The 12377-nt window shown below is 67.8% G+C and carries 12 protein-coding genes; 9 read left to right on the top strand and 3 right to left on the bottom strand.

Annotation, left to right across the window (positions count from 1 at the left end):
* Nucleotides 1-50: 50 nt before the first annotated feature.
* The 3 genes from ACFX4F_RS15710 to ACFX4F_RS15700 all read right to left on the bottom strand — a co-directional run bounded on the left by ACFX4F_RS15710 (nt 51) and on the right by ACFX4F_RS15700 (nt 2460).
* On the bottom strand, nt 51-281 hold the full coding sequence (locus ACFX4F_RS15710; RefSeq protein WP_380656887.1) for a hypothetical protein: 231 nt from the start codon (nt 279-281) through the stop codon (nt 51-53).
* A 77-nt stretch (nt 282-358) separates the two neighbouring features.
* A complete protein-coding gene (locus tag ACFX4F_RS15705; protein ID WP_099819669.1) occupies nt 359-1663 on the bottom strand; it encodes an AmpG family muropeptide MFS transporter in 1305 nt (434 codons plus the stop codon).
* The gene (locus ACFX4F_RS15700; RefSeq protein WP_099819668.1) at nt 1660-2460 is read right to left on the bottom strand and encodes an exodeoxyribonuclease III; all 801 of its coding nucleotides are present in this window, start codon (nt 2458-2460) and stop codon (nt 1660-1662) included. Before ACFX4F_RS15700 ends, ACFX4F_RS15705 begins: the two co-directional genes overlap by 4 nt.
* A 163-nt stretch (nt 2461-2623) precedes the next feature.
* Between ACFX4F_RS15700 and pyrE the strand changes: the two genes are divergently transcribed.
* The 9 genes from pyrE to ACFX4F_RS15655 form a co-directional block, all read left to right on the top strand.
* Complete coding sequence (gene pyrE, locus ACFX4F_RS15695) at nt 2624-3283, top strand: orotate phosphoribosyltransferase (protein WP_025879424.1); 660 nt, start codon at nt 2624-2626, stop codon at nt 3281-3283.
* 18 nt (nt 3284-3301) lie between these two features.
* Nucleotides 3302-3961 (top strand): hypothetical protein, encoded by a 660-nt coding sequence (locus ACFX4F_RS15690; protein WP_099819667.1) that lies wholly within the window; start codon nt 3302-3304, stop codon nt 3959-3961.
* Between the two features lie 218 nt (nt 3962-4179).
* Nucleotides 4180-4272, top strand: coding sequence for a potassium-transporting ATPase subunit F (locus tag ACFX4F_RS15685; protein ID WP_005407770.1), 93 nt, complete (start codon nt 4180-4182; stop codon nt 4270-4272).
* Nucleotides 4273-4284: 12 nt separating this feature from the next.
* Nucleotides 4285-5994, top strand: coding sequence for a potassium-transporting ATPase subunit KdpA (gene kdpA, locus ACFX4F_RS15680; RefSeq protein ID WP_380656881.1), 1710 nt, complete (start codon nt 4285-4287; stop codon nt 5992-5994).
* A gap of 10 nt (nt 5995-6004) precedes the next feature.
* Entirely contained in the window at nt 6005-8065 is a 2061-nt protein-coding gene (kdpB, locus tag ACFX4F_RS15675; RefSeq protein ID WP_380656878.1) for a potassium-transporting ATPase subunit KdpB, read from the top strand.
* A complete protein-coding gene (gene kdpC / locus ACFX4F_RS15670) occupies nt 8062-8706 on the top strand; it encodes a potassium-transporting ATPase subunit KdpC (RefSeq protein WP_380656875.1) in 645 nt (214 codons plus the stop codon). Before kdpB ends, kdpC begins: the two co-directional genes overlap by 4 nt.
* A 51-nt stretch (nt 8707-8757) precedes the next feature.
* On the top strand, nt 8758-11418 hold the full coding sequence (locus ACFX4F_RS15665) for an ATP-binding protein (RefSeq protein ID WP_380656872.1): 2661 nt from the start codon (nt 8758-8760) through the stop codon (nt 11416-11418).
* Complete coding sequence (locus ACFX4F_RS15660; protein WP_025879418.1) at nt 11399-12112, top strand: response regulator transcription factor; 714 nt, start codon at nt 11399-11401, stop codon at nt 12110-12112. The genes ACFX4F_RS15665 and ACFX4F_RS15660 overlap by 20 nt, the downstream gene beginning before the upstream one ends.
* An 84-nt stretch (nt 12113-12196) precedes the next feature.
* Nucleotides 12197-12377, top strand: a 181-nt coding sequence (locus tag ACFX4F_RS15655) for a hypothetical protein (protein WP_380656868.1), incomplete at its 3' end; no start/stop codon positions are given.

The raw sequence follows: 12377 nt of genomic DNA, 5'->3' as shown, positions 1-12377 counted from the left end.
GTCGGCGGCGCGCGGTGGCGCCGGGCCATGCCCGGCGACCCGACATCAGATCAATCGAAGCCCTGCCCCGCTGGCATGGCCTGCAGTGCGGCAATCGCATCGGACAGGGCGTCGACTTCGGGATCGCCGAAGCCGGAGCGGACCTCCAGTTCACTGCTGAACAGGCCCTGCTCCAGCAGGACCGCGCAGGTCTGTTCGTGGGTCCAGCCGCGGGCAACCGAGACCCGTTTGATGCGTTCCAGCAGCAGCGGGTCCAGGTCCCGCAGCACTACGTCGGCCATGCTCACTTCCCCGTTCGCAAGGCACCGCCCCCTCGGCGCGTCGGGGCGATCATCCCGCAGTAAGCGCGGACAGGCAATCAGGCGGCGGGCGACGGCCCACGGTCAAGGATGCGTGGCCACAGCCAGGCCAGCAGCAGCATGGTCGGCACCACCGTGACGGCGCTGAGCATGAAGAAGGTGCTGTAGGACGTCGCTTCCACGATGTAGCCGGAGACGCCGCCGACGAACTTGCCCGGCAGATTGGCCAGCGATACCAGCAGGGCGTACTGGGTCGCGGTGAAGTTGCGATCGGTCAGCGAAGACATGAACGCCACCAGCACCGTGCCGGCGAAGCCCTGGAACAGGTTGTCGGCACTGAGCGCAGCGTAGAACGCCCACAACTGCCCCGGATTGTGCGCCATCAACAGGAAGGCCAGGTTGGACAGGGCCACACCCAACGCTGCGACAAGCAGCATCCGGCGGAAACCGAAGGCGGCGACGGCGATACCGCCAATGAACGCGCCACCAATACCCATCCACACGCCGAACAGCTTCGATACGGTGGCGATGTCGGCCTTGTCGAAGCCCGAGTCGAGATAGAAGGGACCGGCCATCACGCCGATGACCTGGTCGGGAAACTTGAAGAACCCGACGAACGCGAGCAATGCCAATGCCAGTGCCATGCCGTTGCGGCTGAAGAAGCTGGTGATCGGCTGTACGAACGCTTCGGCAATGTCGATGCGGCGCTGCACGGCGTTGGCCGGACGCTCGGGCTCGCGGCAGAACAGGGTGGTGATGATCGGCAGGATCATCAGGGCGGCCATGGCCAGATAGGCAATGATCCAGCCTTCGAACTGCGCGAGATACAACGCGCCGGCACCGGCCAGGATCAGGCCGATGCGATAGCCCAGCGTGTACGTGGCGGCCAGGGCGGCCTGCGCGGTCTGCGGCGCGATCTCGATGCGGTAGGCGTCGACCACCGAATCCTGGGTGGCGCCTGCAAACGACGCCACCAGTACCCAGGCCACCAGCGGCCAGACGCCCTGCTCCGGCCGCACGAACGCCAGTGCAACCAGGCCCACCAGCACCAGGATCTGCGAGACCAGCAGCCACGAGCGGCGGCGGCCGAGGAAACCCAGCAACGGAAACGCGTAGCGATCCAGCAGGGGTGCCCAGACAAATTTGAGCAGGTAGAAGAAGCTGGCCAGGCTGATCAGGCCGATGCTGCCCAGATCGAGGCCGACATCGCGCAGGCGCGTGGACAGGGTCTGCGAGGCGATCAGCAGGAACGGCAGGCCGCTGCCGAAGCCCAGCAGGGCCATGGTCAGCGCCGAGGGCGTGCCGAACGCACGCTTGATGCCGGCCCAGCCCTTGTAGCCGGCCGGCTTGGCAGCCTCGGTCACAGGTCGTAGTCCACGATGAACGGTGCGTGGTCGGAGAAGCGCTGGTCACGGTAGATCGAGCAGCTGCGCAGGCGGTCACGCAGGCCCGGGGTGATGAACTGGTAGTCGATGCGCCAACCGACGTTGTTGGCACGGGCGGCACCACGGTTGCTCCACCAGGTGTAGTCCTCGCCGGTCGGATTGAGCAGGCGATAGGCATCGGCCCAGCCGCGACCGCTGGCCACATCGGTGGCCTGGCCGTGGTCGGCGCACAGGGCATTGAGCCAGTCGCGTTCTTCGGGCAGGCAGCCGGAGTTCTTCTGGTTGGACTTCCAGTTCTTGATGTCCAGCGCCGAGCGGACGATGTTCCAGTCGCCACACAGCACATAGTCGCGGCCGCTGCGCGCCCACTCTTCGAGGATCGGCCGCAGCCACTCCATCACTTCGAACTTGAAGCCCTGGCGCAGGTCACCCGAGCTGCCGGACGGAATATAGAAGGAGACCACGCTGAGGTTGCCGAAGCGCGCCTCGATGTAGCGGCCTTCGTCGTCGAACGGGGCCCAGCCCAGCGAGGTGATGACCTGGTCCGGTTCGCGCTTGCTGTAGATCGCCACGCCGCTGTAGCCCTTCTTGGTGATGGCATCGCGGTAGAAGCAATGGTGGCCGTCCGGGCGGAACATCGGGTCGGTCAGCTGGTCTTCCTGGGCCTTGGTCTCCTGGATGCAGAGGACGTCGGCGTCCTGGCCACGGAACCAGTCGAGGAAGCCCTTGGTGGCGGCCGAGCGGATGCCATTGGCATTGAAACTGATGATGCGCATGCGGAAGAACCTACGGCGGGAAACCGGGCAAGCATACCGGTTGCCTGCCGGGCTGAGCAGCCCGCGGGGGCCGCCCTGGACACCCGCGTGAAGGCGCTGGACGAGCGCAGAAAGCCCAGCTGGATTAGGATTTGCGCTCCAAATGAAGATGAATCGAGTTTTGATGAGCGACCACCGTCACCGTTTCCTGCAGCTGGCCCTGACCGCCGACGCCCTGCGCTTCGGCCAGTTCACCCTCAAGTCCGGCCGGCTGAGCCCCTATTTCTTCAACGCCGGCCGTTTCGACTCCGGTTCCCTGCTGTCGCAGCTGGGCGCGTGCTATTCCGACGCCATCGACGCCACCGGGATCAAGTACGACGTGGTGTTCGGCCCGGCCTACAAGGGCATTCCGCTGGCCACCGCAATGGCCTGCGAGCTGGCCCAGCGTGGCCGCGACCTGCCGCTGTCGTTCAACCGCAAGGAAGTGAAGGACCATGGTGAAGGCGGCCAGCTGATCGGCGCCGACATGACCGGCAAGCGCGTGCTGATCGTCGACGACGTGATCACCGCCGGCACCGCCATCCGCGAGGCGCTGGCGATCATCCGCGCTGCGGGTGGCATTCCGGCCGGCATCGTGGTGGCCCTGGACCGCCAGGAGATCGCCTCGGACAGCGACCATCGCTCCGCCGCACAGGCCGTGGCCGAAGAAGCCGGCATCCCGGTGATCGCCGTGGCGACACTGGCCGACCTGCTTGATTTCGCGTCCGGAAATCCGGAACTTGTAGGCTACCGGCAGCCGCTGGAGGCCTATCGCGCCCAGTACGGCGTCCGTTCCACGCGCTGACCATCAGGGGAAGGTCGCATGTTCCGAGTTCCTGCCATCGTTGCTGCCAGCCTGCTGCTGGTGATGCCGCAGACGCTGCTGGCACAGTCCGGCGGCAAGGCCGCAGACAAGAAGCTGTACTGCTGGAACGAGGGCAAGGAGCGGATCTGCAGCGATGCGCTGCCGGCCGATGCGGTCAACCACGCCCGCGATGAGTTCAGCGCCAACAGCGGCCTGCGCAACGCGCAGGTGCAGCGCGCGTTGAGCGATGAGGAACGCGCTGCCGCCAGCACGGCGGCGGCGCAGGTCCAGCTGGACCAGATGGCCGAACAGACCCGCCAGCGCACCGAACAGGCGATGCTGACCACCTACGGTGATGAGAACGCGCTGCGGCGCGTGTTCGCCGAGCGCCAGGAGGTGCTCGACAACAACCTCAAGACCGCCCAGTACAACGTGGCCAGCCTGCGCGATTCGCTGGTGGCCCTGCTTGCTGCCGCCGGTGACCGCGAACTGGCCGGCGGCAAGGTGGCCGACAAGCAGGCCCAGGCGATCAGCCAGCGCCATGCGCAGCTGCAGTCGCAGCAGCGCCTGCTGGCCAGCTTCGAACAGCAGCAGCAGGCATTGAAGGTCGAGATCGAGAGCAGCCTGCAGCGCTATCGCGAGCTGAAGGGCGTGGCACCGGCGAGCCAAGCCCCGTGATTGCCGGTAGAGCCGAGCCCACGCTCGGCTCCGCTTGACCTCGGGAAAGAGCAGCCGAGCGTAGGCTCGGCTCTACAGCAGGCGGGGCTGGTTACGGGTTGGCCCACGGAATTTATGCACTCTTTACGCGTCGGCCCGGTCCGGCGCGTAGTGCGTTTATGGGGGAGGGGACGACGATGACGGCCTGAGGTGGAGGGGTTCCACCAGGTCTCAATTCCATGTCCCCCTGGCTGTCGTTGCTGTGTGGCGTGCTGGTGCTGGTTGCCGCCGCCTATCTTCTTTATGTCGTGCTGCGGCCCGAGTCGTTCTGAGCGGAGCCTGCCATGACTGAAATTCTTGCCATTCTTGCCGCCAGCCTGCTGCTGGCCTGGCCCCTGGGCCTGTACCTTGCCCGGGTGATGCGCGGCACGCCGATGAAGGTCGACGTGCTGTTCCACTGGATCGAAAAGCCGCTGTACAGGGTGCTCGGCGTTGATCCGTCACGCTCGATGTCCTGGCGGGGTTACGTGCTGGCGTTCGTGCTCAGCAACGTGGTGATCGCGGTGCTGACCCAGGCCGTGTTCATGACCCAGGCGTGGTTGCCGTTGAATCCGGACCAGATCCCGAACATGCGCTGGGACACGGCGCTGCACACGATGATCTCGTTCCTGACCAACACCAACCAGCAGCACTACTCCGGCCAGGCGCAGCTGTCCTACTTCTCGCAGATGACCGGCATCACCGGCCTGCAGGTGGTGACGCCGATGATGGGCCTGGCGCTGGCCGTGGCGACGCTGCGTGCGTTGTTCTCGCGTGCGCCGAAATCGGTCACTGCGCCCGCCGCGGGCGATGACCGCCAGGTGCCGGTGGGCAATTACTACGCGGACGTCGTGCGCCTGTGCGTGCGCTTCCTGTTGCCGCTGTGCCTGGTATGGACGCTGCTGCTGACCAGCCAGGGCGTGCCCTCCACGATGGCTGGTGGCCCGCAGGCCACACCGATCGACGCCAGTGCCGGCATGGCGCAGCAGAAGCTGCCGCTGGGTCCGGTTGCGGCGATGGTCGCGGCCAAACAACTGGGCGCCAATGGTGGCGGCTGGTATGGCCCGAACAGCAGCTTCCCGCTGGAGAACCCGACCCCGGTGTCGAACATGCTGGAGGTGATCGGCATCCTGCTGGTGCCGATGGCGGTGATCTTCATGATCGGCGCGTTCACCGGGCGCCGTCGTTTCGGCGCGCTGGTGTTCAGCTGCATGCTCGGCATGTCGCTGCTGTCCACCGGCACGATGGTGTGGAGCGAGGGCCATAGCGCCAGCGCGGCCACGCCGCTGCTGATGGAAGGCAAGGAAGTGCGCTTCGGCGCCGATGGCACCGCGCTGTGGGCAGCGGTGACCACCCAGGTCTCCAACGGTTCGGTCAACGGCATGCACGATTCGCTGAGCCCGCTGTCTGGCGGCCTGGCGATGGTCAACATGCTGGTCAGCGCGATCTGGGGCGGCATCGGCTGCGGCCTGCAGCAGTTCATCGTGTACCTGCTGCTGGGCGTGTTCCTGGCCGGGCTGATGACCGGCCGTACGCCGGAACTGTTCGGCCGCAAGCTGGAAACACCACAGGTGCGCCTGCTGGCCCTGCTGGTGCTGCTGCAGCCGATCACCCTGCTGCTGTTCACCGCGATCACGCTGGCCGTGCCCGGGCTGGCCGGCACCTCCAATCCCGGTTTCCACGGCATCAGCCAGGTGTTCTACGAGTATGTCTCGGCCTACGCCAACAACGGCTCGGGCTTCGAGGGCCTGGGCGACGCAACGCCCTGGTGGAACCTGAGCTGCTCGCTGGTGCTGCTGCTGGGCCGCTTCCCGCTGCTGATCATCCCGCTGGTGGTGGCCGCGCAGCTGGCCGCCAAGCGGCAGGCGCCTGAATCGGCCGGCAGCCTGCAGATCGAAACCCCGACCTTCGCCCTGACCCTGGTCTCGGTGATCGTCATCCTGACCGTGCTGCAGTTCATGCCGGCGCTGGTACTCGGCCCGATCGCCGACCACCTGAGCCTGGGACTGCACTGAGGACACCCCCATGAGTAGTCACGCAACCGCAAACCGTTCCTCTTCCGTGGCGTCCCGCCCGGCCCTGCTCGATGCCGCCGGCCTGCGCCGCGCGCTCATCGAGGCCGTACGCAAGCTGTCGCCGATGCATCTGGTGCGCAGCCCGGTGATGGCGGTGGTGATGGCCGGCACGATCGTCGCCGCGATCATCACCCTGACCGGCAATGCGCCACTGGGCTTCGGCCTGGCGGTGACGGCGATCCTGCTGGTCACCGTGCTGTTCGGCAATTTCGCCGAGGCAGTGGCCGAAGCACGTGGCCGTGGCCAGGCCGCCTCGCTGCGCCGCGCCCGCCAGGACCTGGTGGCGCGTCGCCTGGCGTCGGCGCAGGCCGGTGCCAGCGAAACCCAGGTGCCGGCCGCCGAACTGCGTCCCGGTGACCACGTGATCGTCAGTGCCGGCGAGCTGGTACCGGCCGACGGCGAGATCGTGCAGGGCCTGGCCACCATCAACGAAGCAGCGGTGACCGGCGAGTCGGCACCGGTGCTGCGTGAGGCGGGTACGGATCGCTCCGGCGTGATCGGCGGCACCAAGGTGCTGTCCGACCAGATCGTCGTGCGCATCACCGCCGAGCCGGGGCACAGCTTCCTGGACCGGATGATCGCGCTGGTGGAAGGCGCCAACCGGCAGAAGACACCGAATGAAATCGCGCTGACCCTGCTGCTGGCGGCGATGACGCTGACCTTCCTGGTGGTGGTGGCGACGCTGCCGGCGATCGGTGCTTCGGTGGGCGTCAAGGTGGATCCGCTGCTGCTGATCGCGCTGCTGGTATGCCTGATCCCGACCACCATCGGTGGCCTGCTGCCGGCCATCGGCATCGCCGGCATGAACCGTGCGCTGGCCGCCAACGTACTGGCCAAGTCGGGCAAGGCGGTGGAAGTGGCCGGTGACGTCGACGTGCTGCTGCTCGACAAGACCGGCACCATCACCTACGGCGACCGCCAGGCCAGCCACTTCCATGCCCTGGCCGGGATCGACGCCGACCAGCTGCGTGAGGCGGCACTGCTCTCTTCGCTGGCCGACCCGACCCCGGAAGGCAAGTCGATCGTGCGCCTGGCCCGTGAGCAGGGCTGCGCCACCGCCGAGCCGGACCAGGCCGACTACCTGGCCTTCAGCGCGCAGACCCGCATGTCCGGTGTCGACCTGCTGCACGGCCGGCAGATCCGCAAGGGCGCTGCCGACGCGATCCGCGCTCATGTGCAGGCGCTCGGCGGCAGCGTACCGGCAGAGCTGGCCGGTCGCGTGGACCAGGTCGCACGCAACGGCGCCACGCCACTGGTGGTGGCCGAGGGCCGCCATGTGCTGGGCGTGATCGAGCTGTCGGACGTGGTCAAGCACGGCATGCGCGAGAAGTTCGCACAGCTGCGGGCGATGGGCATCCGCACGGTGATGATCACCGGCGACAACCCGCTGACGGCCGCCGCGATTGCCGCCGAAGCCGGTGTGGACGACTACATCGCCGAGGCGCGGCCCGAGGACAAGCTGGCACGCATCCGTGCCGAGCAGGCCGGTGGCCGCCTGGTGGCGATGGTCGGCGACGGTACCAACGATGCGCCGGCGCTGGCCCAGGCCGACATCGGCCTGGCGATGAACTCGGGCACGCAGGCGGCCAAGGAGGCCGGCAACATGGTCGACCTGGATTCGGATCCGGCCAAGCTGCTGGCGGTGGTGGAGGTGGGCAAGCAGCAGTTGATCACCCGCGGCGCGCTGACCACGTTCTCGCTGGCCAACGATGTGTCCAAGTACTTCGCGATCCTGCCGGCGTTGTTTGCCGCCACCGTGCCTGCGATGGCCGCGTTGAACGTGATGCAGCTGTCGAGCCCGCGCAACGCAGTGCTGGCGGCGCTGATCTTCAATGCCCTGGTGATTCCCGCACTGATTCCGCTGGCGTTGCGCGGTGTGCGCTTCCGCCCGGCCACCGCAACGGCGCTGCTGCGCCGGAACATGCTGGTGTACGGCCTGGGTGGCGTGCTGCTGCCGTTCGCGGCGATCAAGTTGATCGACCTTCTTCTTGTCCTGGTATTCGGCGCATGAACCGTTCTGACTCCCCTTCCCTTTCCCGCGAGCTGAAAAGCGAGGCACGCGTGGCCACGCTGCAGGATGGCGCCAGCTGGCGCCCGGCCATCGGCCTGGGCCTGGCCACCCTGCTGCTGGCCGGTGCGGTCTACGCCGGCATCGCCACCGGATTCGCCGGCCTGTCCTTCCCGACGCAGGCCGAAGGCAGCCTGCTGCGCGATGGCAGCGGCCAGGTGCGTGCTTCGGCATGGCTGTCGCAGCCGTTCACTGGCGATGGCTACTTCCAGGCGCGGCCGTCGGCAGCCAACTACGACCCGATGGCGGCGGCTGGCTCCAACCTGGCTCGCAGCAACCCGGCGCTGGCCGAACGTGTGGCGGCGAGCACCGCAGCGGTGGCCGCGCGCGAAGGCGTGACGCCTGCGCAGGTACCTGCCGATCTGGTCACCCAGTCCGGCGGTGGCCTCGATCCGCAGCTGTCGCCGGCGGCAGCACAGCTGCAGGTGGCACGCGTGGCGCGTGCACGAGGCCTGCCGGTGGAGCGCGTGCAGGCGCTGGTGAAGGCCAACACGCAGGGCCGGCAATGGGGCGTGTTCGGCCAGCCACGGGTGAACGTGGTGACACTGAACTTCGCCCTGGACCACGCGGCACGCGCGCCGTGATGCAGGGCTGCACCCGCTGCGCGCACAATGGCGGCCATGACAGCGGCTCCCATGACTGATCTGCGGACCCGCCAGGCCAACGCCCTGGTGGAAGGCCTGCAACGCGAAGCCGGTGGCAAGCTCACCGTGTTCCTCGGCGCTGCGCCCGGCGTAGGCAAGACCTACGCGATGCTGACCCGTGCGCAGGAACAGCTGCGCCGTGGCGTGGACCTTGTGGTGGGGCTGGTGGAGACCCACGGCCGTGCCGATACCCAGGCCCTGCTGGAAGGGTTGCCGCGGTTGCCGCTGAAGGACGTGGCCTACCATGGTCACGACCTGCAGGAGATGGACCTGGACACCGTGCTGGCACGCAGGCCGGCGCTGGTGCTGGTGGACGAGCTGGCCCACCGCAATGCGCCGGGCAGCCGCCATGAACGGCGCTGGCAGGACGTGATGGAACTGCTGGACGCCGGCATCGACGTCTGGACCACGGTCAACATCCAGCATCTGGAAAGCCTCAACGATGTGGTGATGCGCATCACCGGCGTACGCGTCAGCGAGACGGTCCCGGACGGCGTGCTCGACCGCCTGCACGACATCGTGCTGGTCGATCTGCCGCCACGCGAACTGATCGCGCGCCTGCAGCAGGGCAAGGTGTACGTGCCCGAGCAGGCCGCGCAGGCACTGCAGGCCTACTTCTCGCCGGCCAACCTGACCGCATTGCGCGAACTGGCGATGCAGGAAGCGGCCGACCGCGTTGACAGCAGCCTGCGCGAGGCCCGTGCGGCACGCGGTGAGAGCAATCTGCCGCTGCGTCGCGGCGTGCTGGTGGCGATCGATGGCGGTGGCCAGAGTGAATACCTGGTGCGGGTGGCGCGGCGTATCGCCGAACGCCGCGATGCACCGTGGACGGTGGTGACGGTGCAGGGACGCCGCCAGGACGAGGCGACCCGGCGCGAGATCGATGCGGCGTTCGCGCTGGCCCGCCGCCTGGGCGGCGACGCCGAGCTGCTGCACGGCTCCAGCATCGCCGACGCATTGCTCGACCACGCCGCGCACAACGGCGTGTCGACGCTGGTGCTGGGCCGCACCCGCGAGCGACCACTGGCGCGGATGTTCAACCGCACCCTGACCCAGCAGCTGATCCAGCGCGGCGCGCACTACGAGATCACCATCATCAGCACGCCGCAGGCGCGTGCGCGCTCCCGTCGGGAGGGGCTGCTGCCACCGATGCGCGGGATCAGTCACGAGCCGTTGCAGGCGCTGTTGGCTACTGCGCTGGCCTGCCTGGTGGCGTGGCTGGCCGAACGCTGGGTGGGCATGGCCGATCTGTCGATGGTGTTCATCGTGGCCGTGGTGCTGGTGGCCGCGCGTACCCGCGCCAGCGTCGCGGTGATGGCAGCGATCCTGTGTTTCCTCGCCTACAACTTCCTGTTCATCGCGCCGCGCTTCACCTTCGCCATCGGCGCGCGGCAGGGCGTGATCACCGTGTTCCTGTTCCTGGCGGCGGCATTGGTTGCCGGACGCCTGGCGTCGCGCCTGCGCATGCAGGTGATCGCCCTGCGCGCGGCCAACCGCCATGCGCGCGCGCGTCAGCAGTTGGGCCGGCAACTGGCCAGTGCAGCTGGCAACGGTGAAGTGGCGCAGGCCGGGCGGCAGGCATTGGAACAGGCCATGGATGTTCCGGCATGGCTGCGGATCGGCGCCGATATCGCCGCCGGTGGCCGTCACCTGCCCGGTGATACCGACCTGGCAGCGGCAGACTGGGCCTTGCGCCATGGCCAGCCCAGTGGCCGCTTCACCGATACCCTCGCTGGCGCGCAATGGTGGTTCCTGCCGCTGTTGGACGGCGAGGACCGTGCGATCGGCGTGGCCGGCCTGTACCTGCCGGGTGCGCAGGCGCGGCTGCTGCCCGAACAGCGCCAGCTGGCCGAAGCGATGGTCGATGACATCGCCCAGGCCGCGTTGCGCACGCGCCTGGTGGCCGAGCTGGAACAGGCGCACGTCAGCAACGAGACAGAACGGCTGCGCTCTGCCCTGCTCTCCTCGGTGTCGCATGACCTGCGTTCGCCACTGGCGGCGATGATCGGCTCGGCCGACAGCCTGGCCAGCTACGGCGCGGCGATGGATCTGGCCGACCGCCGCGCCTTGCTGGACACCATCCTGGTCGAAGGCGAGCGCCTGGACCGCTACATCCAGAACCTGCTGGACATGACCCGGTTGGGCCACGAGGGCCTGAAGATCAACCGCGACTGGATAGGCGTGGATGAGCTGATTGGCTCTGCCGCCCGCCGCCTGCAGCGCTACCAGCCAAAGGTACGCCTGGAGCTGGATATCCCGGCGACGCTGGCGCCGATCTGGGTGCATCCGGCACTGGTCGAGCAGGCGGTGTTCAATGTGATGGAGAACGCTGCCAAGTTCTCGCCAGCCGATGCCGCCGTGCAGGTGCTGGCGCGCGAACTGGACGGTCAGCTGCGCATCGACGTGATCGATGCCGGCCCCGGCATTCCCGACGACGAGCGCGCGCGCATCTTCGACATGTTCTACAGCGTCGAACGCGGCGACCGCGGCCGCCACGGCACCGGCCTCGGCCTGACCATCTGCCAGGGCATGATCGGCGCCCACGGCGGCAGCGTGCAGGCGCTGCCCGGGCGCGACGGTCGCGGTACCCTGATCCGCATCACCCTGCCCCTGCTCAAGCCAGCCTCTCACGATGAGTCCGACCCCGACTGATGCCAGCGCGCCGGCCCCGCGCGTGCTGGTGATCGACGATGAAACCCAGATCCGCCGGTTCCTGGACATCAGCCTGCGCGCGCAGGGCTACCAGGTGCGCCAGGCTGCGACCGGCCAGGAGGGCCTGCAGATGGCCGCCAGCGAGGACATGGACCTGGTGATCCTGGACATCGGCCTGCCGGACATGGAAGGCCACGAGGTGCTGGAGCAGCTGCGGCAATGGAGCCAGGTGCCGGTGATCATGCTGACCGTGCGTGCCGGCGAAACCGAGAAGGTGCGTGCGCTGGACAACGGCGCCAACGACTACGTGACCAAACCCTTCGGTACCCAGGAGCTGATGGCGCGGGTGCGGGCGCTGCTGCGCACACGCAGCGTGCCGACGGATGGCACGCCGCCGGTGTTCGACGATGGCCACCTGCACGTGGACCTGGTGCGCCGCGAAGTGGCAATCGACGGCGAGCTGGTGGCGTTGACCCGCAAGGAGTACGCGTTGCTGTCGCTGCTGCTGCGCAATGCCGGGCGGGTGGTGACCCAGCCGCAGATCCTGCAGGAAATCTGGGGACCCACCCACCAGCACGACACCCACTACCTGCGCATCCTGGTCGGCAAGCTGCGGCACAAGCTGGGCGATTCAGCGCTGGATTCACGCTACCTGTTCACCGAACCGGGCGTGGGGTTGCGGTTCAAGGGGTGAGGTGTGCCGACCAACGGTCGGCACCCACCAGACACGTAGATCCACGCCATGCGTGGATGGACATCCATCGAAGCGCATCCACGCATGGCGTGGTTCTACGTGTCGACCAAGGTCGACACCCACCAGGAGCAGGCCATGCCATTCCGACAGTTCGCGGAAATCCGTCGAAGGCGGGGTGGGTCCGGTTGCGGGGGCGTGAGCCGCATGGATGCGGCGACCGAGATTACATGGACGTACTTGCAGCGGCCCCCGCAACCGGACCCAC

The organism is Stenotrophomonas sp. YIM B13575 (assembly GCF_042787595.1).
Taxonomy (GTDB): domain Bacteria; phylum Pseudomonadota; class Gammaproteobacteria; order Xanthomonadales; family Xanthomonadaceae; genus Stenotrophomonas; species Stenotrophomonas lactitubi_B.
Note: the sequence above shows the minus strand (reverse complement) of the source record. Positions and strands in the feature narration are given on the sequence as shown.